This is a genomic window from Pseudomonas sp. HLS-6 (assembly GCF_002753995.1).
GTDB classification, from domain to species: Bacteria; Pseudomonadota; Gammaproteobacteria; order Pseudomonadales; family Pseudomonadaceae; genus Aquipseudomonas; species Aquipseudomonas defluvii.
Genome location: NZ_CP024478.1, coordinates 3,661,584 through 3,685,549 on the forward strand (window position 1 = coordinate 3,661,584; position 23,966 = coordinate 3,685,549).

Consider the following 23,966-nt stretch of genomic DNA (forward strand, 5'->3'; position numbering starts at 1 on the left):
GCCGGCATGCGACTGCTGCTGATTGAGGACGATGTTTCGCTGGGTGAAGGTATCTACCAGGCACTGAGCCGCGACGGCTATACCACCGACTGGATCAAAGACGGTAGCAGCGCGTTGCACTCGTTACTGAGTGAAACCTTCGACCTGGCCATCCTCGATCTTGGCCTGCCGCGCATGGACGGGCTGGAGGTGTTGCGGCGTCTGCGCAGCAGCGGCTCGAACCTGCCCGTGCTGATCCTGACCGCGCGTGATGCCACCGAAGACCGCATTGCCGGCCTTGATGCCGGTGCCGACGACTACCTGGTCAAACCTTTCGACCTGGCCGAACTCAAGGCGCGCCTGCGCGCCTTGATGCGACGCAGTGCCGGGCGCGCCCAACTGCGCATCGAACATGCTGGAATCAGCCTGGACCCTGTCAGCCATCAGGTCACCTATCTGGGGCAGCCAGTTTCATTGACCCCCAAAGAGTACCAACTGCTGTACGAGCTGCTGTCCCCCCCCGGCCGGGTCATGACCCGCGAACGGCTGACCCAGTTGCTCTACGGCTGGAACGACGAAGCAGAAAGCAACACGCTTGAGGTGCATATCCACCACTTGCGCAAGAAGCTCTCCAGTGACTTGATCCGGACCATTCGCGGTGTTGGCTACCTGGTGCAAGAAGCACGATGAAATCCATCCGGCGGCGAACCCTGACCCTGATCATTGGCCTGTTGATCGGCGGCCTGATGACCCTGTCTGTGCTCAACCTGCATGACAGCAACCACGAAATTGCCGAAGTCTATGACGCCCAGCTGGCACAAAATGCCCGCTTGCTGCAGGGCATCATGCGCATGCCAATGCACAGCAGCGATCACAGCGAACTGTACCGTGCGTTCAACGAGGCGCTGGGTCAGGCATCCCCTAAGGTCGATGGGCACCCTTACGAAAGCAAAATGGCCTTTCAGGTCTGGAACCTCGATGGCCAGTTACTGGTGCATACCGCCAGTGCACCTAGCTTCACTGCACCGCCGAGCGATGCCGGCTTCAATGATGTGGTCGACCTGAAGAACCAGCAATGGCGTACCTTCGTGCTGGTCGACACCGAGCATTCCCTGCGCATCTGGGTTGGCGAGCGCGACGATGTGCGTAACGACCTGGTCAACCGCATCGTCCGCCACACCCTTGGGCCCAACCTGATTGGCAGCCTGCTGTTAGCGACGATGATCTGGTTTGCCATTGGCTGGGGGCTCAAACCACTGGCCAATATGGCCACGACACTGCGCGCCCGCCACCCCGGGTCGCTGGAGCCCATACAACTGTCACCATTGCCCAATGAGCTGGAGCCGATGCAAGCCGCACTCAATCGGCTGCTGGGACAGATTCAGGAAGTCCTTGGCCGGGAGCGACGTTTCATCGCCGATGCGGCCCACGAGTTGCGTACCCCGCTGGCAGTGCTAAGGGTACACGCGCAGAATCTGCAGGAAGCGCGCAACGACGCGGAACGCCAACAGTCCCTGCACAACCTGATTGCCGGTGTGGACCGAACCTCGCGCCTGGTCAATCAACTCTTGACCATGGCACGCCTGGAGCCACGGCTTGGCAGCGCACCACTACAGCCCATCGACCTGACTGCCAGTGTGCGTGACTCATTGGCACAACTGACCCCCTGGCTGCTCGACAGGGGCCTTGAGGTGAGCCTGGAAGCGCCTGAGGCGCCCCTGCGGATACTGGGCGATAGCGCAACCCTCGATATTGCCTTGAACAACCTGGTCACCAATGCCGCGAATTTCTCACCCAAAGGCGGGCTGATCACCGTGCGCCTGGAGGAGACCGCCAGCGAAGTGCTGCTGAGCGTCGAAGACCAAGGCCCTGGCATTGACCCTGAACATCGTGATCGCCTGTTCGAGCGCTTCTTCAGCCGTGGCAACGACCAAGGCGCCGGCCTCGGCCTGGCCATTGTACAAACCATCGCCAAGCGCCTCGGCGCAAAAGTCAGCCTGGACAACCTGCCGCAGGGTGGCCTGTGTGCAAGCGTGCACTTCCCCCAGGCGCATGCCTGAAGTTCGCATGCCGCCGGTTGTCTCGGCCCTGCTGATCCCGGAAACTGGCAACCCCGGGGCGTAGTCGCGCTACCATAGCCGACCGCCCCTGCTGGCCAACGCTGCCCAGAGCGACCCGGTTTCCTCTGCACAGGACTTTCAATGCGTCTGTTTCACACCTCCGACTGGCACCTGGGGCAAACCCTCCACAGCCAGGAACGTGACTTCGAACATGCCTGCTTTCTCGACTGGCTGCTTGGCCAACTGGCCCTGCGTCAACCCGATGCCCTGCTGATTGCCGGCGACATCTTCGATACGGTCAACCCTCCGGTCAAAGCCCAGGAACGCCTGTACGACTTCATCGTCCGCGCTCACGAACAGCAGCCTGCGCTGGATATCGTGATCATTGCCGGCAACCATGACTCCGGTGCCCGTATCGAACTGCCGGCACCGTTGATGCGCCGCCTGCGCACCCATGCCCTGGGCCGTGTGCAGTGGCTGGATGACGGCCAGCTCGACAGTGATCGCTTGCTGATCCCGCTGACCGATGCCAAGGGCAAAACCCGCGCCTGGTGCCTGGCGCTGCCCTTCCTGCGCCCGGCCGAAGTGACCGGCGCACACGTGGGTGACGATTACCTGCACGGCATCACCCAGGTACATGAACGCCTGATCGCTGCCGCTGAAAGCCGACGCAAACCGGGGCAGGCGCTGGTCGCCATCAGCCATGCGCACATGGCTGGCGGGTCGATTTCGGAAGACTCCGAGCGCAGCCTGATCATCGGCAACGCCGAAGCACTGTCGGCCAAGCTGTTCAGCAACTCGGTGGCGTATGTCGCCCTGGGCCACCTGCACAAACCGCAGCGGGTCAACGGCGAGGAACGCATTCGCTACAGCGGCTCGCCGCTGCCGTTGTCGTTCTCGGAAATTGGCTATCAACACCAGATACTCGAGGTGGAACTGGACGGCGCGGCACTGCGCAGCGTCGAGCCACGGCTGGTACCGCGGGCCGTGCACCTGCAACGCCTGGGCCCTGCCTCCCTGAACGAGGTGCTGGAACACCTGGCAGCGCTGCCCGAAGTCGACCTGCTGGCTGACCTGCAACGCCAGCCCTGGCTGGAAGTGCGCGTGCGTCTGGATGAACCACAACCGGACCTGCGCCAGCAAATCGAACTCGCGCTGAACGGCAAGGCCGTGCGCCTGGTACGGATCGCCGTCGAGTATGCCGGCGCTCAACAGGATGACGACGACAGTAGCCCCTTGATTGAACTTGGCCAACTCAGCCCGCAAGACCTGTTCAGCCGCGCCTGGGAGCAGGCCTATGGCAGTGCCGTGGACGAGCAGACACTGGCCGACTTCGCCCAACTGCTGCAGGACGTGCAACAGGAGGAGGAGCACCCATGAAAATTCTCGCCATTCGCCTGAAAAACCTTGCGTCCCTGGCCGGCCCTTGCGAAATCGACTTCACCGCCGAGCCCTTGGCCAGTGCTGGCCTGTTTGCGATCACCGGCCCCACCGGCGCGGGCAAGAGCACCTTGCTCGATGCCTTGTGCCTGGCACTGTTCGGCGCTGTACCACGCCTGAACAGCATTGGCCGGGAAACCAAACTGCCAGAAGTCGACAGCGAGATCCTTACCAGCGACCCGCGCACGCTGCTACGTCGGGGCACCGGCAGCGGCTTTGCCGAAGTTGATTTCGTCGGTATCGACGGCCACCGTTACCGGGCACGCTGGGAGACCAACCGCGCCCGCGATAAAGCCAACGGCAAGCTGCAAGGCAGCCGTCAGAGCCTGCATGACCTGGACGGCAACCAGTTACTGAGCAGCCAGAGCAAAAGCGAGTACAAACAGCTGATCGAGGCCAAGCTGGGGCTCAACTTCGAACAGTTCACCCGTGCGGTCATGCTGGCCCAAAGCGAGTTCAGCGCCTTCCTCAAGGCCGACGACAAGGACCGCAGCGAACTGCTGGAAAAACTCACCAACACGGCGATCTACAGCCAGTTGGGCCGACGTGCCTACAGCAAGAGCAAAGAAGCCGAAGATATCCACAAGGCCTTGCAACAACAGGCCAGTGGTATCACCCCGCTCAGCCCGGAGGCACGCGCTGAACTCGACCAGCGTGTTGAACAGGCACAACGCCAACTCAAGACCGAACAGGCGCAACTGCGCCAGTTCGAGCAGCAGCGCAGTTGGCTGACAGAGCTAGGCAACCTACAGGCGCAACAACGTGCCGCCGCCGAGGACGCCCACAGTGCCCAGCAGCACTGGGAGCAACTGGCCACAGAACGCCTGAACCTGGAGCGGCTGGAGCAGTTGGCGCCGCAGCGCCATCAGTTTGCCCGACAACTGGAGCTGACCGGCCAGCGCTCGCCACTGACCGTTGCCATTGAACAACAGCGCCAGCAACAGGTTGAGTTGCAGACCGCCCAGCAACAACTGGAACAACACCTGCACCACGCACGCGAGGCACTGAACCAGGCACTGGCTCAGCAGGCGCAAAACGCACCGTTGCTACGCCAGGCCTTCGCCGAGCAAGACACCCTGGCGCGCCTGGAACAGGAACTGGCCGACAGCCTTGCCCTGCACCAACAGGCCGAGCAGGCCTCCCGCGAGGGCCAGCAGCAGCTACACACCCTGATCGAACAACAGCAGCGTAATAGCGAGCGTCTGCAGCAACTCGACGAGCAACTCGCACACAGCGCGCACCTGTCCGGCCTGGGCGACGCCTGGAGCGCCTACCGGGGCCAACTGCAGCAACTGATGCTCATTGGCAACCGGCTCAACAAAGGTCGCGAGGAACTGCCCGCCCTGCAGCAACGCGCCACGGATGCGGCCCGCCAACTGGAAGAACAGCGCACACACCTGGCGCAGATCTACCACGAAGCCGGCGCTGAACCCGAGGCCCTGGCAGAGCAGATCAGCCTGCTGGGAACGCTGCTGCAAGACAACCGCAAGCAACAGCGTGCGGTCGAAGAACTGACCCGGCTCTGGAACAGCCAGCAGGATCTGGACAAACAAATCCAAGCCTTGCGTGAACGCCGGCAGGCCGCGCAGCAGCAACGCGAACAGTTGATCAGCGAGGGGCTGCAAGGCAAACAAGAGCTGATTGCCGCCGAGCAGGCACTGAACCTCACACGACAGCTGCTTGAGCGTCAGCGTCTGGCCCGCAGTGCCAGCGTCGAAGAGCTCCGAGCGCAGCTACAGGACGACCAGCCCTGCCCCGTCTGCGGCAGCCAGGAACACCCGTACCACCAGCCCGAAGCGCTGTTGCAAAGCCTTGGCCGACATGACCAGGATGAAGAAGCCAACGCCCAGCGCCTGGTCGACGGGCTGAAAGAAAAACTGGATGAACTGCGAGCGAAACTGGCCGGCGTCAATAGCCAGATCAAGGAATACCTGCACCAGCACGAGCACCTTGTCACTCAACAGCAGGCGTTGGCCCCCAGCCTCGATGCTCACCCGCTCTACGCCCAGTTGGCCCATCAGGACAGCAACGCCTGCTCGGCCTGGCTGGAGCTTCAACTGCGCCGCCTGAACGATGACATCAACCGGGACGAGCAACGCCAGCACACACTGCTCACGCTTCAGCAGGACGCCGCCCGCCTGCAGCAACAACTGCAGGTGGCCGTCGAGGCCAGCCAGCAGGCAACGCTGCACGTGAGCCAGCAACAGCAGGCGCTGAGTGACGACGAGGAACGCCTGGAACAGGCACTGGCAAGCTTCGCCGGCCTGCTGCCCGCCGACATCCTGCAAGCACTGCGTCAGGAACCGTCAGCCGCCTTCCTGCAACTCGACCAGCAACTGGCGCAGCGCCTGGAACTGGTAGACCGGCAAAAAGACGAGCAACAGGACTACAACGACCGCCAGCAGCAACTGGAAAAGGCCAGCCTGCAACAACAGGCACGGGTACAGAAGCTGGAGGAGCTGCAGCAGCAGGTCGTTGCCCGGCAAACCCAACAGCAGCAGGCAAAAGCAACGCTAGACGGCCTGCTTGGCGAGCACGAAAACGCCCAGCACTGGCAACAGCAACTGGAGCAGGCCGTTGAACAGGCGCGCAGCGTCGAAGCGACCACCCAGCAGCAACTGCAGGACAGCCTCGCCCGCTCGATCGAGCTGACAGCCGAGCTCAAGGCCAAAGCGCAACAGCGAGATGCCCTGGAAGAGGAATGCCGTCAACTGGAGGCCGTCATCGGCCAATGGCGACACGCCCATCCTGAATTGGACGATGCCGGCCTGACGCAATTGCTGGCGTTCGATGACGAACAGATCAGCCAGTTGCGTCAGCGCCTGCAAAACGCCAGAAAAGCCATCGAGCACACTCAGGTGCTGGTGCAAGAGCGCGAACAGCGCCTTCAGCAACATCAGGCCCAAGCCAACGGGGAACTGCCAGCCGATCAGCTGGAACAAGCCATGGCCGCGTTGCAGCAACAGCTGCACACCCGCGAGCAACAGTGTGCCGAACTGCGCGCCGAGCAAGCCGACGACCAGCGCCGCCAACAGGCCAACCAAGCGCTGGCAGAACAGATTGCCCAGGCCTATACCGAGTGGCAACGCTGGGCGCGCCTGAACGCCTTGATCGGTTCTGCCACTGGCGATACCTTCCGCAAGATCGCCCAGGGCTACAACCTCGACCTGCTGGTGCACCATGCCAACGCACAGCTGCGTCAATTGGCCCGCCGCTACCGGCTCAAGCGCGGCGGCAGCCTGTTGGGCCTGTTGGTGCAGGATACCGAGATGGGGGATGAACTGCGCTCGGTGCACTCCTTGTCCGGGGGCGAAACCTTCCTGGTCTCGCTGGCGCTGGCCCTGGGGCTGGCGTCGATGGCCTCGAGCACGTTGAAGATCGAGTCGCTGTTCATCGACGAAGGCTTCGGCAGCCTCGACCCCGAATCGCTGCAACTGGCCATGGATGCACTGGACGGTTTGCAGGCTCAAGGGCGCAAGGTCGCGGTGATTTCTCATGTGCAGGAAATGCACGAGCGGATTCCGGTACAGATCCAGGTTCGTCGCCAAGGCAATGGCCTGAGTACCCTGGAGGTCAGTGGATGATCCTCTATTCGTTTCGGCGCTGCCCTTACGCCATGCGTGCACGCATGGCCTTGCGCTACAGCCAATGCCCGGTGGAGATCCGCGAGGTCAGCCTCAAGGAAAAACCGGCCGACATGCTCGCCTTGTCGCCCAAAGGTACGGTGCCGGTGTTGAGTGTCGAGGGCAAGGTGCTGGAAGAAAGCCTGGACATCATGCGCTGGGCCTTGGCCCGGCATGACCCGCAAGACTGGCTGCTGAGTACCGACTCACAGGCTGCGCAACAGGCCAACGCACTGATAGCGCGTAACGACAGCCTGTTTAAAGTCAGGCTCAACCACTACAAGTATGCCGAGCGCTACCCGGCGCATTCGCGTGAGGAATACCGACAGCTGGCCTGTGAAATCCTTGATGACCTGGAGGCACACCTGGCGCAGCACGACTACCTCCTCACCTCGCACCCAAGCCTGGCGGATGTGGCCCTGATGCCGTTCATTCGCCAGTTCGCCGGGGTTGAACCAGACTGGTTTGCCCAAGCCCCCTACCCCAGGCTGCGAGCTTGGCTGCAGGGTTGGCTGGACTCGGCGCTATTCAAGGCAATCATGGCCCGCTGAAACCACCCGCCCTGTTGTTGCAGGCTGGCCTGCGATGGCGCCGGTGGGGTGTCAGTGGGTTAGCGGCGTCTGCATCGCAGGCAAGACCTGCTCCTACAACTTTGGACTGCCCACCAAGGGTTGGATTTGTGTCCAATTTCTCGGGGGCAGTCCACCTGTGGGAGCGGGCTTGCCCGCGATGGGGGCCGTGGTGTATCAGCAGGTGCGCGGCGCCCGCATCGCAGGCAAGACCTGCTCCTACAACTTGGACTGCCCACCAAGGGTTGGATTTGTGTCCAACTTCTTGGGGGCAGTTCACCTGTGGGAGCGGGCTTGCCCGCGATGGGGGCCGTGGTGTATCAGCAGGTGCGCGGCGCCCGCATCGCAGGCAAGACCTGCTCCTACAACTTGGACTGCCCACCAAGGGTTGGATTTGTGTCCAACTTCTTGGGGGCAGTTCACCTGTGGGAGCGGGCTTGCCCGCGATGGTCAATTGACGAACTTCAGGTCCGAAGGCGCATCCTGGGCAAGCTTCTGCACAGTCTTGCCCAGCAGGCCGGTGTGTCGGTCGCGCTGGATGACCACGATCTGGTTGCTCTTCTGGTTGGCAACCAGCACATAGCCACCGCTCGGGTCGAGGCTGAACTCGCGAGGATGATCACCTTCCACCGAGCGCCGTTGCAGCGGCGTCAGCGTCCCCAGGGCCGAGTCGATTGCGAACACCAACAGCTGGTTGGCGGTACCGCGATTACTCACGTACAGGAAGCGCCCGTCCGGCGAGAGGTGCAAGGCCCCCGCCGCTTTGCTGGTCGGCGCCTGAGAGTCGCTCAAGGGCAGCCGTTGACGCTCGATGAGTACGCCATCCTGTACATCGAACACCACCACTTCAGCACTCATCTCCAGGGTCAGGTAAGCCTGTTTGCCAGTGGCTGCGAACACCAGATGGCGTGGCCCACTGCCCGGCGGCAGGTTGACCGCCGCAGGGCGGGCCGGGCTCAAGGGGCGCTCGGGGTTGGCGCTGTCGTAGCGATAGATGAACACCTTGTCGGCGCCCAGATCGCAGGCATACAGGTAGCGCCCATCCGGCGACGACACCGCCGCATGCACATGGGAGCCGGACTGGCGCTCCGGGTTGACGTAGCTGGGCGGATGGCGTTCTTGCTGCACCACCGGCAACAAGCGCCCGTCTGCCGCCACGGGCAGCACCGACAGGCTCCCGCCCGGGGTTGGCTGCACCGCATAGTTGGCAACGAACAGGTAGCGGCCGTCATTACTGAGGCTGGCGTGGGTCGGCTCGTCACCCAGGCTGTCGAGCCGGCTCAGCGGGCTTATCGCACCGCTGCCGGGGGCAAGCGCAAAGCTGCTGACCTGGCCATGCCCGGCGCCGTTCTCGTTGACCGCAAACAACAGGCGACGGTCACTGGACACGACCAGCCAGGACGGGTTGACACTCTGCACCACCTGCAGCGGCTCTGGCTCGATCTGCCCGCTCTGGCTGTCAAAGCGGTAGCGATAGATCCCCTCGCTGCTGCCCTGGGTGTAGCTGCCGACCAGCAGTTCGTGGCCTTGCGCCGTAGCCGTCATGGCAACAGCACTATTGATCAATAGACACGTCAGCAGACGTTTCATCGTCATCCTCTTCCGAGGCGCGCAAGGCACTCATGCACACCAGACGGTGCTCGACACCGTCGGCCGCGATCAACCAGTCGCCGCTGTCCGCGCGGGCTGCATTGATCTGCTCAATGCTGAACTGCCAGCGTTTGAGTGCACGGCCATCCATGCATTCAACCTGCAGACCGGTCTCATCGAAGGTGAAATCAAAGGCATGCAGGCCGTCGATCAACAGCATGTCGCTGGCTTGCAGGGCGTGGGAAAGGGTCGTCATGAGAGAGGTATCATCGTGCGGAAAAGCACAATGATACTCCAATGCAAACAACATCGCCGGCACCCCAGCCCCCGTAGGGGCCGGCGTTGCCGGCGATGCGCTCAACCGAGGCGATCAATGGGCGAAAATCGACCCACCCTCCTTGCCCACCAGTTTCTCCGGCTTGATCAGGAAACGTGCCAGTGCCGGCAACAACCACAATGCGCCGAACATGTTCCAGAGCAACATGAAGGTCAGCATCAAGCCCATGTCAGCCTGGAACTTGATTGCCGAGAAGATCCAGGTCGCAACGCCAATGGCCAGGCACAAACCGGTGAACAGCACCGCCTTGCCGGTGGACTTGAGGGTTTGATAGTAGGCCTCCTGCAGCGGCAGCCCGGCGCGCAGGAAACTCTCCAGGCGACTGTAGATGTAAATGCCGTAGTCCACACCGATACCCACCCCCAGCGCCACCACAGGCAGGGTCGCCACCTTCACACCGATGCCCATGAAGGCCATCAGCGCATTACCCAGCACCGAAGTCAGCACCAGCGGCAGCACGATGCACAAGGTCGCGGCAAACGAGCGGAAGGTGATCATGCACATCACGGCCACACAGATGTACACCAGGATCAGGATGGTCAGCTCGGCCGACTTGATCACGTCGTTGGTCGCGGCCTCGATCCCGGCATTACCCGCTGCCAGCAGGAACTCCAGGCCGTCCTTGTTGTGTTCATCGGCGAAGGTCTGGGCCGCCTTGATCACGCGATCAAGGGTCTCGGCCTTGTGATCGTTGAGGAACACCAGCACCGGGGCCAGCGAACAGTCGCTGTTGTACAAGCCATCGGCACGGGAGATCGAACTGTTCAGCACATCCGGGTTACGCGACAAGGTCTCCCATTTCAGGTTGCCCTCGTTCATGCCCTTGATGACCTGCTTGGACACCGTTACCAGTGAAATCGCCGATTGCACGCCCGGGGTGTTTTCCATGGTCCACATCAACTCATCGACCGGCGCCATGGTCGAATAGACCGAGCAGCCTTCGGATGGCGTCTTGACCATGATCACCAGCACATCCGAGCTGGTCGAGTAGTTACTGATGATGAAACGGTTGTCCAGGTTATAGCGCGAGTCAGGACGTAGTTCAGGCGCTCCCTGGTCGAGATCACCGATCTTCAGGTTCTGGCTGTACCAGAGGCCACCACCGAACGCGAACAGCGCCAGCACCACTGACACAGGCGCAACCTTGGCACTGGCAAAGCCGGACAGCAGCCGCCAGAACGGGTGCTCACGCGTGGCATCGCGCTTGCTGCGCTCGATAGCCTTCTTGCTGATGCCGACATAGGAGATCGCCACCGGCAGCAGGATCAGGTTGGTAAAGACGATCACCGCCACACCGATGGAGGCGCCAATGGCCAACTCGCGGATCACCCCGATATCGATGATCAGCAGGGTGATGAAGCCCACCGCGTCGGCCAGGATGGCAATCATCCCCGGCAAGAACAGTTGGCGGAAGGTTCGCCGTGCAGCGGTCAGGGCATTGTCGGCATCGCTGGACTGCAAGGCGATACCGTTGATCTTCTGCACCCCATGGGAAATGCCGATGGCGAAGATCAGAAACGGCACCAGCATCGAGTACGGATCCAGGCCAAAGCCCACTGCGTGCATCAAGCCCAACTGCCAGACCACCGCCACCAGGGTGGTGATCAGCACGGCGATGGTGCTACGGATACACCAGGTAAACCAGTACAGCAGCACCCAGGTGATGGCCAGGGCGATGCCGAAGAACATCGCGACCATCATCAGGCCATCGATCAGGTCGCCAACCTTCTTGGCGAAACCGACGATGTGGATTTTTACATTGGGGTTCTGTGCCTGGAACTTGTCGCGGATCTTCTCTTCCAGCTGATGGGAGAACTGCTGGTAATCCAGCTTGATCTGCTTTCCCTGGTCCTGCGGGTCGGGGTAGGACTCCAGCAGCGGTACATCGACAATGCTGGACTTGAAGTTGTTGGCCACCAGACGGCCTATCTGCCCGGACTTGAGCACGTTGCTGCGCAGTTCATCCAGGCTGTCGGCGGAACCATCGTAGGTCTTCGGAATGACCTCGCCACCGGCAAAACCTTCTTCGGTCACCTCGGTCCAGCGAACGTTCGGGCTCCACAACGACTTGAGCGCAGAACGATCGACACCGGGAATGTAGAACACCTCATCATGGATCTGACGCAGGGTTTCCATGTAGTGCTTGTCGAAGATATCGCCATCGACTGCCTCCACCGAGATACGCACCGTATTGCCAAGGTTGGCCAGGTCGTTACGGTGCTCAAGCATTTTCTCGATAAACGGATGCTCAAGCGGGATCATTTTCTCGAAGCTGGTCGAGGGGCGGATCAAGGTGGCCTGCCAGAACAGGAACAGGCTGACGACCAGGCAGATGAAGATGACAGCAGGCCGGTTGTTGAAAATCAGGCGTTCAAGAACCGACGCCTTGTCGTGATGGTGCTGGTGGGTGCCGAACGATTCCCGACTGGTCATGGTTGTACCCTCTCAGCGCCAGATGACGTGGCAACATGGACGCCGCCCTGGCCTACCAGAATCAGCTTGCCATCCGTGACTGCGCTGGCAGCCGCCAGCGCGATACGATCGGCCCGGTTATAGACACTGAAGCTTGCACCATCGTCGGTGCTGCGCAGGACGCTACCGCCATTACCGACCAGCACCAGGCTGCCATCGTCCAGAAGCGTCGCGCTGGACAAGCCGAACTCCAACTGCCCGCGTTCGGCATGCAGGGGAATGGTTTGCCAGGTGTCGCCAAAGTCGGTGGAGCGGAACAGGTTGCCGCGCAAGCCATAGGCCAGCAGCGTGCGTGCTTGCGCCGTACCGACCACACCGAACAACGAGCCCTGGTAGGGCCCTTCCACCCGGTTCCAGGTTTGCCCAGCGTCGGCTGAGCGGAACATCACGCCCTGCTCTCCAACGATGAACAGCCCTGCATCCTTCACCGCCGCGATGCCATTGAGGTGCAGTTGATCTTCGTTATCCAGACGGTCGCTGACCTCTTGCCAGGCTGCGCCGCCATCAACGGTTTCAAGCAGAGCCCCATAAGCCCCCACAGCAAAACCGTGCTGCGCGTCCTGGAACCACACATCCAGCAAGGGCGCTTCACGCTTGAGGTCTTCGAATTGCTTGCTCCAGGTCGCGCCGCCGTCACTGCTGGCGAGGATCTGCGCATCATGGCCTACCGCCCAGCCATGGCGGGCATCGGCAAAGTAAACCGCAGTGAGCATCTGCCGGGTGGGCACCCGTGCCTGGGTCCAGGTCTGCCCCTGGTCATCGGAGAAAAGGATGTGGCCACGGTCACCAACCGCTACCAGCCGGGCGCCGGCCTTGGTGACGTCAAGCAACAGACTGCGAGCGGCCTTATCGGACTCAATGGCGTAGACCGTTGCCGAGGCTGCAGACTCCTGCGCCTGCGCCGCCTCGATAGTATTGGCAAACATGCCCAGGGCCAACGCCAGAAGGCTGCTGCCAACCAACACGGTCGGCCCCCTGCGCCCTTGTCCTGCACCATACCCGGTGCGCGCCATGACGGGCTCACCCATAGATCTCTCCCCCGATTTAATTGTTATTTGGGTCAAATCCAGTTGCGGGCACAGCCAAAAACCCTGTTCCAGAGCCCCGCAATAGCTGAGAACCATCCTATCGGGGTTTAGAAAGGGCTGACAACGAACAAGACGTTATCTTTTGTTAAGCGCGGGAAAGGAGGCTGCGGGCGCGTGGCGCCTGCATCGTTGGCAAGTTGGCGCCCACAGGGCCTTGTGTAGCCCTGTGGGCGCCAACTTGCCGGCGACGGCATCAGCGAAAGCAGACGCCGACAAGCGTGTCAAAAACCCGATCAAGCCAGGCTTTTGCTGACCACTTCATAGACATCACTGGACAGCGCGCCGGAGGCAAGAATGCGCTCCAGCTCACCCTTCATCAGCGCCTGACGCGCAGCGTCGTACTTGCGCCAGCGAGTCAGCGGTGCCAGTTGCCGCGAGGCGATCTGCGGGTTGAGTGCATTGAGCTCAATCACCAGGTCCGCCAGGAAGCGGTAGCCGGAACCGTCTGCCGCATGGAAGTTGACCAGGTTCTGCCCGGCAAACGCACCAATCAGGGCGCGCACCTTGTTCGGATTCTTCATCGTGAAGGCCGGATGCTGCATCAGTGCTTTGACTCGCGCCAAACCGCCCGGCAAGGTGCTGGCCGCCTGGACGCTGAACCACTGGTCCATCACCAACGGGTTGTCCTTGAAGTGGTCGGCGAACGTCTCCAGCGCCTTGGCCCGCTCGGCCTCGAACGACGAGTTGACCAACACGGCCAGCGCGGTCAAACGCTCCGTCATGTTGTCGCACGCATCGAACTGCTCCAGGGTCGCTTCCAGCACCTGTGGTTTGCCACTGAGCATCAAGTAGGACAACACGATGTTCTGCAGGCTGCGACGGGCAAAATGCTCGGCTTCGGCCACATACGCGGTGGTGCGCGACACCGCGCGATTGGCCTGATAACGGGCCCACAGTGCGTCGAACAACTGCTCGGACAGTTGTTTGCGGGCGAATTCGCGGGCCGCATGGATAGCATCGACATCCGCCACTTCACTGATTTCAGTGAGGTAGGCCTCGCTGGGCAGCGAAAGCATTTCAGCGACCATCGCCTGATCCAGTTGATCATTGCTCAGGACGCTGCCCAGTGCGGTTACCAGGCGCGGGTCGAGTACCAGCTTGGCGCCCTGCTTGTGCTGTTCGATCAGCTCTTGCAGGATCTGCACAGACAACTGCTGGCCGGCTTCCCAACGGTTGAAGCCGTCGCTGTCATGCTGCATCAGGAACATCAATTGGTCGCGGTCATAGGGGAAGCTCAGCTTGACCGGTGCGCTGAAGCCACGCAGCAATGACGGCAGTGGCTTGGCCGCCACATCGACAAAGGTGAAGGTTTGTTCAGCCTCGGTCACTGACAGTACGCGGGTAGTGCCCTCGGCCGCCGCCTCACCGAGCAGACGCAGTGGCAAGTCATTGCCCTGCGCATCAAGCAGGCCCAGCTCTACAGGAATGACGAAGGGCTGCTTTTCCTGTTTGTCCGGGGTTTGTGGATAACTCTGCCGGAAGGTCAGGCTGTAGGTCTGCGCGACGCTGTCATAGGCATCGCTGACCGCCAGGCGTGGCGTGCCAGCCTGGCTGTACCAGCGTTTGAACTGGCTCAGGTCGACGCCGTTGGCATCTTCCATGGCCTTGATGAAGTCGTCACAGGTGACCGCCTGGCCGTCATGACGCTCGAAGTACAGGTCACTGCCCTTGCGGAAGCCTTCAACGCCCAACAGGGTACGCACCATGCGCACCACTTCCGAGCCCTTCTCGTACACGGTCAGGGTGTAGAAGTTGGAAATTTCGATGAAGCTGTCCGGGCGCACGGCGTGAGCCATGGGGCCGGCATCTTCGGCAAACTGGTGGGTACGCAGGTAGGCCACGTCTTCGATACGCTTTACCGTACGCGAGTTCATGTCAGCCGAGAACTCGGCATCACGGAACACCGTGAAGCCTTCCTTGAGCGACAACTGGAACCAGTCACGGCAGGTCACGCGGTTGCCCGACCAGTTGTGGAAGTATTCGTGGGCGACCACCGCCTCGACACGCTGGTGCGCAGCGTCGGTGGCGGTTTCGGCGCGGGCCAGTACGCAACTGGAGTTGAAGATGTTCAGGCCCTTGTTTTCCATGGCGCCCATGTTGAAGTCGTTGACCGCAACGATCATGAAGATGTCCAGGTCGTACTCACGCCCATAGACCTCTTCATCCCAGCGCATGGACTTCTTCAGGCTGGTCATGGCGTGCTGACACTTGTCGATGTTTTCCGGCTCGACATAGATACGCAGGGTGACGTCACGTCCCGACTGGCGAGTGAACGTGTCTTCGACACACCACAGGTCGCCCGCCACCAGCGCAAACAGGTAGGCCGGTTTCATGAACGGGTCTTCCCAGGTCGCCCAATGCCGGCCGTCTTCGCCAGGCCCGGTGCCGACCGGGTTACCGTTGGACAGCAGCACCGGGTAGCGATGCTGCTCGGCAATCACCGTGGTGGTGAATTTGCTCATGACGTCCGGACGGTCGAGGTAATAGGTGATCTTGCGAAAGCCCTCGGCTTCGCATTGGGTGCAGAACATGCCGCTCGACTTGTACAGGCCTTCCAGCGCGGTGTTGCTTTCCGGATGGATCTTGACCGAGGTGTCGAGGGTGAAGAGCGCCGCCGTTGGCTGCAGTGTCAGGTGACTGTCGCTCAGCTCATACTCGGTAGCGCTCAGTTCGCGGTCGTCGAGCTGTACCGACAGCAGTTCCAACTGCTGGCCATCCAGCACCAACGGTGGCAAGCCAGCGCCCCGCGCCGGGTTACGGCGCATGACCAACTGCGCGTGGACCAATGTGTGGTCCTCGAACAACTCGAAGGTCAGGTGGGTCTCGTCGATCAGGTATTCGGGAGCCTGATAGTCCTTGAGGTAAATCACTTGCGGCTGTTCGGTACGCATGTGGCGATCCTTTTACTGATGCACGGCGAGTTGATAGGCCGTGTATTTGCGAATATTGATCACGCCGGTGTCGAAGATCAGGTACTGGCCCTTGATGCCCAGCAGCGTGCCTTCAGCCAGGGGATTCTTGTCCAGGTTGAAGCTGACGATCTTGCTCGGATAGGCCTCGACCGGATAGCGAATGTCGACGGTTTGAGCATCTGACAACGGTTGAATGGCCTGCAGGCCAAAACGTGCGTGCAGTGCCTGGAGGCCCTCGGCGCACTGCTCGAACAGCTGGTCGCGCACAGCGACCAGGTCCACCGCCTCGGCATCGCCCTTGAGCAACGCACGCCAGTTGGTGCGGTCCGGTACATGGGCGCGGAACAGGTCCTCGACCAACCCCGACTGTTGCCGCGTGGCCACACGCATGATCGGCAGCGCCTGGCTGGCGCCCTGATCGAGCCAGCGGGTGGGCAACTGGCTGGCTCGGGTGATGCCGACCTTGAGCCCGGACGAGTTGGCCAGGTAGACGATATGATCCGTCATGCAGAACTGTTCGCCCCATGCCGGCTCGCGGCAGGTGCCCTGGTCGTAGTGACACTTCTCCGGGGCCATGATGCAGACGTCGCACTGGGCCAGCTTGCTCATGCAGGGGTAACAGTAACCCTGGCTGAAACTGGTCTTGGTCTTGCGCCCGCAATGGATGCAGTGAATTGCCCCCAGGTACTCGAGGCGCACGGTGGTTCCCAACAAGGGGTTGACCGGTACTTCGCTGTCGCCAAGACGAAACGCGTACTGAACCAGGGGCGTCTCAAGACGCGCCGACATTTTGCTGATGGATCCGCGACCGAGCTCGATCAATGGAGCGCATCCGACTTGAACAGAATGTTCGGCACCGGTGCCGACTTCGACGCGCATTCCTGCGGGCCCATGTAGCCGGTGCGCTGCTCTTCCGGCAGGTTCTGCATTTCCCAGGCAATGACGGCCTGCAACGACAGTTCTTTCTGCTCGGCGGTGAGCTTGCGCCCGTCGGACCATTTACCGATTTCCACGGCGAGCTTCAGGCTCTCGTAGATTTCCGGGGTAATGTTTTCGATCATTTGCGAAAAAGTGGACATAGCGTCTCCCAAAATCAAGTCGTCAGTTTACGCCGGGCCAGCGCCCCGCCCAAGAGCCCGCTCAGACAACCGACCAATAACCCACCGACATGGGCGGCGTTGGCGATCTGGCCGAAGCCGAGCAAACTGACAAGGCCGGACAGGCACAGCAACAGCCAGATCAACATCATGACCAACACCCCGCGCGGCATGCGATAGAGCGGGTTGGGCGCGAGCCACTGGTACAACCAGATATACCCCAGCAGGCCGTAAAGCACCCCGGACAAACCGCCAAACAGGCTCGGCCCGCCGAACAGGTACTGCGCAGCGTTGGACACCACGCCAAACAACAGCGTCAGGCCGAGCATGACCCAAGCGCCCTGGCGCCACTCGATACGGCGGCCCAGCTCCCAAAACCACATACCGTTCATGGCCAGGTGCAATAGGCCGAAATGCACCAGCATCGGTGTTGCCAGGCGCCACCATTGGCCAGCGGCCAGGCTCTCGGCCAGCGGCGTGAAGTACAGGTAGTCACCGTGTACGGTGAAATCGAGAAACGTCAGCCAGCTCAAGGTCGAGAGGTTGTCACCCAGGCCGGTCAAGCCCGCCACCACCAGGCACAGCAGCAAGATCGCCGTTGTCGCCTTGCTTGCGCGAAGCTGATCGATAAAGCCGGGGCGTGTCGGTTCACTGTTCGGTAGCGGCTCGGCGGCCAACTCAGCATTGCCTTCAGGGAAGCGCTGATACAACGCCAGCACCTCGCCCGCCAGCGGCTCGCTGACCCATAACACCTGCTCGCCGCCCTCCTCACTGACCCGGTGAGGCACCTGAAGGCGCCTCAGCAGGCCGATGAACCCGCTCAGGTCGATGCTCAACGGCAAGCGCAGCACCTCGACCACATTCACCACGCTCATGCATTGGCCTCCGGCCGCTCGACATCGACCCAGACGAACTTGTGCGGATCGAGCCGGGTTTCATTGTCCAGCCGATAGGCCACCAGCTTGCCGTACAGTACGGCGCTGTAGTCCAGGCAAGCCAGGTTGGGGCGAATCGGCGCGGGCTTGCCGCTGCGCCAGTAATGGCCGACGAACAGCATAGGCTCGTCCTCACCGTAGCGCAGCAGGTTACTTTTCTGCGTGTGGGTCAGTGGCGTGCTGGCAACCTGCTCGGGCAAGGCATCGGGTTGGAAAACGATGTCGCCGTAGGTCTGCGGGTCTTCTTCCCAGAACTTGGTCCGGAAAAATGCTCGGGTCAGGCCATCGCCACCGGTCAGGGTCAAGCCGCCCGGCAAGCGCATGTCGGTACCCCGCAACAGGCGATTGCATACGACAGAGGCAAAGCTGTCGGACACCGCCGACGCCTGGACAAAACGCTCGTCGATACAACCGTTCGGACGCTCCTGGCGCAGCGGCTCGATCAGGTTGGCGTCCCAACAGGCGTGAACCAGGCGGAAACGCCCGGCATCGAGGAACAACGGCAGCTCATAGAACCAACCGAGGAAATCGTGCCAGTCACCAGGATGCTGGGCGAACTGGGTGAGTGTTGCGTCAATCAGGTGGGCATGACGTGGGGTGTGTTCACGCACATAGGTCTTGCCACTGCCCGGCAAGGCCGGCGTGCTCCAGCCCAGCGCGCTGAATTCGTGGTTGCCCATGATGCACCGGGCCTGACCGGCCTCGACCATGTCATGAACAAGGTGCAGCGCCTCGCGGATCCGTGGCCCACGGTCAATGATGTCGCCCAGAAACAGTGCCTGACGCTGCGAATGCCGCCAGACACCTCCCAGGCGTCTGTAGCCAAGGGTTTCCAACAGGTGTTCAAGGGTTTGGGCGCACCCATGTACATCACCGATCAGATCGTAACTGCGCGCGGGATCGAGCATCAGTCGCCTCCACCGCCCAAACGGCTGCCCCAGCCGAGCTTGGTTCTGCACACCTCGTAGTAATTGTGGTCCAGCGGATGAATCAAGCGCAGCTTTTGCGGCTTTTTGTTCACCGTGATGGTGTCGCCTGGGGCGCAGGTAAAGTGGTTCTGGCCGTCACAGGAAACCTGCGGGTAAATCTGCAGGTCCTTGGACACGACGATCTTCAGCTCGCTGTTGCCATCGACCACGATCGGTCGCCCGGACAGCGTGTGCGGGTACATCGGCACAATGACGATAGCGTCGAGCTTGGGGTGCATGATCGGCCCGCCTGCCGACAGCGCATAAGCGGTCGAGCCGGTCGGGGTGGCCACGATCAGGCCGTCGGCCTTCTGGCTGCAGACAAACTGGCCATCGATGTAGATCTCGAACTCGATCATGCGTGTCGACTTGCCCGGATGCAGCACCACGTCGTTCAGTGCATCGCCCTGGCCAATGGCCTCGCCATGCCGACGGACTTCAGCCTGAAGCAGGAAGCGGTTTTCCACCAGGTAATGGCCATCAAGTACTTCGGCGACCTTCACCTCCAGCTCATCGGGCCGGATATCGGTGAGAAAACCCAGGCTGCCGCGGTTGATCCCCAATACCGGAATGTTGTGACGGGCCAAGGCCCGGGCAGCACCCAGCAGGCTGCCATCGCCACCGACCACGATGACCATGTCGCAGACTTCGCCAAGCAGCTTGCGCGACGAAGTTTGCAGGCCATGCCCTGGCAGCACTTCGGCGATGGTGTCCTCAAGGATGACGTGCAGATGCCGCGCCAACAGGAATTTTTTCAGTCGGCGAATGGTATCGAGTACCTGGGAACTGCCAAGGCGACCGATGATACCGATATTGCGAAAATGCTCCATGGGGCTCCTGCAAGGCTCTGCGGCGGGTGAAATGGCCAGTGGGCGAAAGACACCGATTATGGGCGAAAGCGCTGTGCAGCGGCAAACGCTGGCGTTTTTTCGCACTGCAGCGGGCATCAGGGCTATGCTCGCAGAATGAACCCATTTCATGACCTGACCGACCTGCCCCGTCACCTGCGCCAAGCGCAGGTGCGTGATCTGGCCTGGGTCATCCTGGCCCCGCCCATGCTCAGCGCCACGCCGTGGCCTCAACGCCACCCGCTGCAGGGCAGTGACTGGGTACAGCAACCGGCGCACCTGAGCCAATGGCTGCAGCGCCTGGACCAGGACAGCAGCGCATTGCTGCTTTGGCTGGCACAGGCCGCCAACCGGCGACTGGGCCTGTACTACGAACGCCTATGGCAGTTTGCCCTGCATCACGCACCCGGGATCGAACTGCTGGCCGCCAACCTGCCGATCCGTGACGGTGGGCACACGCTGGGCGAACTGGATATCCTCCTGCGTGACCGCGACGGGGTACATCACCTAGAGTTGGCGATCAAACTCTACCTGGGACCACAGGCAGGTGATGGCAGCGATCCGGCGCAGTGGCTTGGCCCCGGCTGTCATGACCGCCTTGATCTTAAATTGGCCCATCTGGCCCAGCACCAGCTTCCCATCTCGGCCCGCGCCGAAAGCCGCGAAGCCTTGGCGGCGCTGGACATCGCGCAGCTCAACGCACACCTATGGCTGGGCGGTTACCTGCTCTACCCGTGGCCGGGTCATGCCGCATCACCACACGGGGCCCACCCCGAGCACCTCAAGGGCCGCTGGCTGCACCAACGCGACTGGCCGGCGTTCTTTGCGCAGAGCCCGACCGGCCGCTGGCAACACCTGCCGCGCCATGCCTGGCTGGCACCGGCGCGCTACCCGACTGAACAGACCTGGACGGCCGAGCACCTGCAGGCCTGGCTAAGCGCCCTCGATCCAATGGCCCCTGCGCAACTCATGGTAAGGCTGGTGGAAACCGGGCCCGGCGATTGGGAAGAAGCCGAGCGCGTGTTTCTGGTGGCGGATACCTGGCCGAATCTGCCCGGCTGACACACCCCTGGCGCCGTCTAGACAACCGTCAAACGCAGTGCCAGAGCCATCAGGGTGAGTAGCAGCACCGGCACGGTGAGCACGATGCCGACCTTGAAGTAGTAGCCCCAGCCAATGTGCACCCCTTTACGCTCCAGCACATGCAGCCAGAGCAGGGTCGCCAGGCTGCCGATCGGGGTAATTTTCGGCCCCAGGTCACTGCCAATCACATTGGCATAGACCATCGCTTCCTTGACGACCCCTGTGGCCTGGCTGGCGTCGATGGACAAGGCGCCAATCAGTACGGTCGGCAAGTTGTTCATGATCGACGACAGGACGGCGCTGAGCAGCCCGGTACCCAGTGCCGCCCCCCAGACGCCGGAGCGGGCGAACGTGTCGAGCCAGGTGGCCAGTTGCCCGGTCAACCCGGCATTACGCAAGCCATACACCACCAGGTACATGCCCAGCGAGAAGATCACGATATGCCACGGGGCTTCCTTGAGGACCTTGCGTGTGGAAATGGTGTGGCCGCGGGCGGCGACCAGCAGCAAGACAGCCGCACACACCGCCGAGATCGCGCTGATGGGAATGCCGAGCGGCTCCAGGGCAAAACACCCCAGCAGCAAGATCAACAACACCAGCCAGCCGGCCACAAAGGTGGCCGGGTCTTGAATCGCATTGCGTGGCCGATCCAGTTGCAACGGGTCGTAATCGCGCGGAATGTCACGTCGAAAGAACCACATCAGGATACCCAGGGTGGCCACCACGCTGACCAGGTTCACCGGCAACATGACGGCGGCATAACGGTTGAAGCCGATGCCGAAAAAATCCGCAGAAACGATGTTCACCAGGTTAGACACGACCAATGGCAAGCTGGCGGTGTCGGCCACGAAGCCCGCCGCCATGACGAATGCCAGAGTCGCCGCTGGCGAGAAACGCAAGGCCAGCAACATGGCAACGACGATAGGTGTAAGGATCAGCGCTGCGCCGTCGTTGGCAAACAGTGCCGACACCAGCGCCCCCAGCAACACGATGTAAGCGAACAGCCGCCGCCCGCTGCCACGCCCCCAACGCGCCACATGCAGGGCCGCCCAGGCGAAGAACCCCGCTGCATCAAGGAGCAGGCTGATGATGATCAACGCAATGAAGGTACCGGTAGCGTTCCAGATGATCTGCCAGACCACCGGAATATCGCTCCAGTGCACCACACCGCTGATCAGCGCCAACAACGCCCCGAACGTCGCGCTCCAGCCGACACCGAGGCCCTTGGGTTGCCAGATCACCAAGGTGATAGTCAGCAGGAAGATCAATGACGCCATCAGCATGAGACAACAGCCTTGCAGAAAGTCGAGGGGAAAAGACGGCGGATTTTAACGAGTGTTTGTTTGGTCACTAACGAAATTTTGCTGCTATTTCTCCTATGATCTCTGAAACAAACAATTACAGTTAATGCCCAGCGCCAAGCAAGAGCGCGAAATACGACCTGATAACGAGGAGCTCATATGACGCTAACCAACACCCGGGACCGCTACGGCAGTCTGTCGATTGCCCTTCACTGGCTGATGCTGATACTGCTGGCAGCGGTGTACGCCTGTATCGAGCTACGGGGTATGTTCCCCAAGGACAGCGCCGAGCGCGCCCTGATGAAAGACCTGCACTTCATGCTCGGCCTGAGTGTCTTTGTGCTGGTCTGGCTGCGCCTGTTGCTGCGCGTCATCAGCCCGACACCCCGTATCGAACCTAACCCTCCGGCCTGGCAGCGCGGCCTGGCCACACTGATGCATTGGGCGCTGTACGCGATGATGATCGGCTTGCCTGTGGCCGGCTGGCTGATTCTCAGCGCCAGCGACAAACCGATCCCCTTCTATGGCTTCAACCTGCCCGCCTTGATTGCGCCAGATCCAGACCTGGGCAAGCAGATCAAGGGCTGGCATGAGCTGATTGCCTCGCTGGGCTACTGGCTGATCGGCCTGCACGCCCTGGCTGGGCTGTATCACCACTATGTCAGCCGCGACAACACGCTGCGGCGCATGCTGCCAAAAGCCGACTAAACCAGCCCCCGGCGGCCTTGCAGGCCGCCGGTGTGCAGGAAAATCAGCCGCGTGCCGGGCGCGAAGGCGCCCTGTTCCACCTGCTCGCGCAAGGCGAGCAGGGCTTTCCCCGTGTACAGCGGCTCAAGGGGAAGGCCCGACTGCACTTCGCTCGCCTCAATGAACGCCAACAGTTCTGCATCGACCCTGGCAAAACCTGCGCGGCTGGCGTCGTGCAGCACGTAACCTGCCCGGCCTGCTCCCAGCAGCCCATCGACCTGTGCGGCAACACCATGATCCCCGGGCACCGCCAAAGCACCCTGCACCCAGTGCGCGCCTGTTTCAGCCGCCACCAGACCGGCCAATGTGGTACCGGTCCCGACCGCCAACCACCAGCCATCGTAGTCAGGCCAACCCAGTGCCGAAAGCTGACATCGCGCCTGCTCTACAATCTGCGCGCACCCTTTGACCCCCAACGCACCACCGCCACCTTCCGGTACACAATGCCAACCAGGGTAGCGGGCGTGCCAAGGCGCCCAGAAGCCCGGTTCATGCCGCGCCCGATAGCCGCCATAACCCAGCCAGTGCAGCTCCATGCCGAAGGCGCGCAGGTCACGTACCGTTGGTGTGTCCTGCGGATGACCGCGCAGCAACCCGACAGTAGCGAAACCAAAGCGCAGGCCTGCCGCCGCGAGTGCATGAAGGTGATTGGAGTACGCGCCACCGAGGCTGATGACGCCAGGAGCCCCTGCCGCACGGGCCTCACGCAGGTGCTCCAGCAGTTTGAACCACTTGTTGCCGCTGATCAGCGGGTCGATGAGGTCAAGGCGCAGCACCGCCGCTTCAACACCGGCACGGCTCAACCAGGGCAGTGACAGCGGCTGGAGTGGGGCCAAGGGAAGTGAATCGAACATTCCGACAACAAACTCGGTACAGGGCGGGAAGCGCAGTCTAGCGCACCCCGCCGTACCTGCCGC

19 protein-coding genes are annotated in these 23,966 nt (G+C 61.8%); 7 read left to right on the forward strand and 12 right to left on the reverse strand.

All coding sequences use genetic code 11. The features are described 5' to 3' along the window. The first annotated feature begins 6 nt into the window (after positions 1-6). The 5 genes from CS390_RS17115 (at position 7) to CS390_RS17135 (ending at position 7,653) form a co-directional block, all read left to right on the forward strand. Entirely contained in the window at positions 7-669 is a 663-nt protein-coding gene (locus tag CS390_RS17115; protein ID WP_099775433.1) for a response regulator, read from the forward strand. Further along, positions 666-2,039, forward strand: a complete 1,374-nt coding sequence (locus CS390_RS17120; RefSeq protein ID WP_065758587.1) for an ATP-binding protein — start codon at positions 666-668, stop codon at positions 2,037-2,039. Before CS390_RS17115 ends, CS390_RS17120 begins: the two co-directional genes overlap by 4 nt. Before the next feature lie 141 nt (positions 2,040-2,180). Continuing rightward, positions 2,181-3,419: an exonuclease SbcCD subunit D C-terminal domain-containing protein gene (locus tag CS390_RS17125; RefSeq protein WP_099775434.1), complete on the forward strand. Its 1,239-nt coding sequence runs from the start codon at positions 2,181-2,183 to the stop codon at positions 3,417-3,419. After that, positions 3,416-7,063 (forward strand): AAA family ATPase, encoded by a 3,648-nt coding sequence (locus CS390_RS17130; RefSeq protein WP_099775435.1) that lies wholly within the window; start codon positions 3,416-3,418, stop codon positions 7,061-7,063. Before CS390_RS17125 ends, CS390_RS17130 begins: the two co-directional genes overlap by 4 nt. Next, entirely contained in the window at positions 7,060-7,653 is a 594-nt protein-coding gene (locus CS390_RS17135) for a glutathione S-transferase (protein ID WP_065758584.1), read from the forward strand. Before CS390_RS17130 ends, CS390_RS17135 begins: the two co-directional genes overlap by 4 nt. Before the next feature lie 468 nt (positions 7,654-8,121). Here the strand turns inward: CS390_RS17135 and CS390_RS17140 are convergent, their stop codons facing one another. The 10 genes from CS390_RS17140 to CS390_RS17185 form a co-directional block, all read right to left on the reverse strand. After that, positions 8,122-9,261, reverse strand: coding sequence for a lactonase family protein (locus CS390_RS17140; protein WP_065758583.1), 1,140 nt, complete (start codon positions 9,259-9,261; stop codon positions 8,122-8,124). Next, the gene (locus tag CS390_RS17145) at positions 9,227-9,517 is read right to left on the reverse strand and encodes a DUF5629 family protein (protein WP_065758582.1); all 291 of its coding nucleotides are present in this window, start codon (positions 9,515-9,517) and stop codon (positions 9,227-9,229) included. The genes CS390_RS17140 and CS390_RS17145 overlap by 35 nt, the downstream gene beginning before the upstream one ends. Positions 9,518-9,631: 114 nt before the next feature. Further along, positions 9,632-12,031: an RND family transporter gene (locus CS390_RS17150; protein WP_065758581.1), complete on the reverse strand. Its 2,400-nt coding sequence runs from the start codon at positions 12,029-12,031 to the stop codon at positions 9,632-9,634. Next, a complete protein-coding gene (locus CS390_RS17155; RefSeq protein ID WP_083199756.1) occupies positions 12,028-13,098 on the reverse strand; it encodes a YCF48-related protein in 1,071 nt (356 codons plus the stop codon). The genes CS390_RS17150 and CS390_RS17155 overlap by 4 nt, the downstream gene beginning before the upstream one ends. A 293-nt stretch (positions 13,099-13,391) precedes the next feature. Further along, the gene (gene pepN, locus CS390_RS17160; RefSeq protein WP_099775436.1) at positions 13,392-16,049 is read right to left on the reverse strand and encodes an aminopeptidase N; all 2,658 of its coding nucleotides are present in this window, start codon (positions 16,047-16,049) and stop codon (positions 13,392-13,394) included. A 12-nt stretch (positions 16,050-16,061) separates the two neighbouring features. Further along, positions 16,062-16,892: a DUF2797 domain-containing protein gene (locus tag CS390_RS17165; protein WP_065758579.1), complete on the reverse strand. Its 831-nt coding sequence runs from the start codon at positions 16,890-16,892 to the stop codon at positions 16,062-16,064. Next, the gene (locus CS390_RS17170) at positions 16,889-17,149 is read right to left on the reverse strand and encodes a YeaC family protein (RefSeq protein ID WP_065758578.1); all 261 of its coding nucleotides are present in this window, start codon (positions 17,147-17,149) and stop codon (positions 16,889-16,891) included. The genes CS390_RS17165 and CS390_RS17170 overlap by 4 nt, the downstream gene beginning before the upstream one ends. A gap of 14 nt (positions 17,150-17,163) precedes the next feature. Beyond that, positions 17,164-18,033, reverse strand: coding sequence for a rhomboid family intramembrane serine protease (locus CS390_RS17175; protein WP_099776747.1), 870 nt, complete (start codon positions 18,031-18,033; stop codon positions 17,164-17,166). Positions 18,034-18,038: 5 nt separating this feature from the next. After that, positions 18,039-19,010, reverse strand: coding sequence for a metallophosphoesterase (locus tag CS390_RS17180; protein WP_065758577.1), 972 nt, complete (start codon positions 19,008-19,010; stop codon positions 18,039-18,041). Next, a complete protein-coding gene (locus CS390_RS17185; RefSeq protein WP_065758576.1) occupies positions 19,010-19,900 on the reverse strand; it encodes an NAD(+) kinase in 891 nt (296 codons plus the stop codon). Before CS390_RS17185 ends, CS390_RS17180 begins: the two co-directional genes overlap by 1 nt. Positions 19,901-20,035: 135 nt before the next feature. Here CS390_RS17185 and CS390_RS17190 point away from each other — a divergent pair, with 135 nt between their 5' ends. Continuing rightward, positions 20,036-20,980 (forward strand): DUF1853 family protein, encoded by a 945-nt coding sequence (locus tag CS390_RS17190; protein ID WP_065758575.1) that lies wholly within the window; start codon positions 20,036-20,038, stop codon positions 20,978-20,980. A 17-nt stretch (positions 20,981-20,997) separates the two neighbouring features. On the opposite strand, the gene CS390_RS17195 is transcribed toward CS390_RS17190, so the two are convergent. Beyond that, the gene (locus CS390_RS17195; RefSeq protein WP_099775437.1) at positions 20,998-22,284 is read right to left on the reverse strand and encodes an arsenic transporter; all 1,287 of its coding nucleotides are present in this window, start codon (positions 22,282-22,284) and stop codon (positions 20,998-21,000) included. A 177-nt stretch (positions 22,285-22,461) separates the two neighbouring features. Between CS390_RS17195 and CS390_RS17200 the strand changes: the two genes are divergently transcribed. Continuing rightward, positions 22,462-23,010: a cytochrome b gene (locus CS390_RS17200; RefSeq protein ID WP_065758573.1), complete on the forward strand. Its 549-nt coding sequence runs from the start codon at positions 22,462-22,464 to the stop codon at positions 23,008-23,010. On the opposite strand, the gene CS390_RS17205 is transcribed toward CS390_RS17200, so the two are convergent. Continuing rightward, positions 23,007-23,903 carry a 1-aminocyclopropane-1-carboxylate deaminase/D-cysteine desulfhydrase gene (locus CS390_RS17205; protein ID WP_065758572.1) on the reverse strand — a complete coding sequence of 299 codons (897 nt, stop codon included), beginning with the start codon at positions 23,901-23,903 and terminating at the stop codon, positions 23,007-23,009. The two genes, CS390_RS17200 and CS390_RS17205, sit on opposite strands and share 4 nt — an antisense overlap. Positions 23,904-23,966 lie beyond the last annotated feature (63 nt).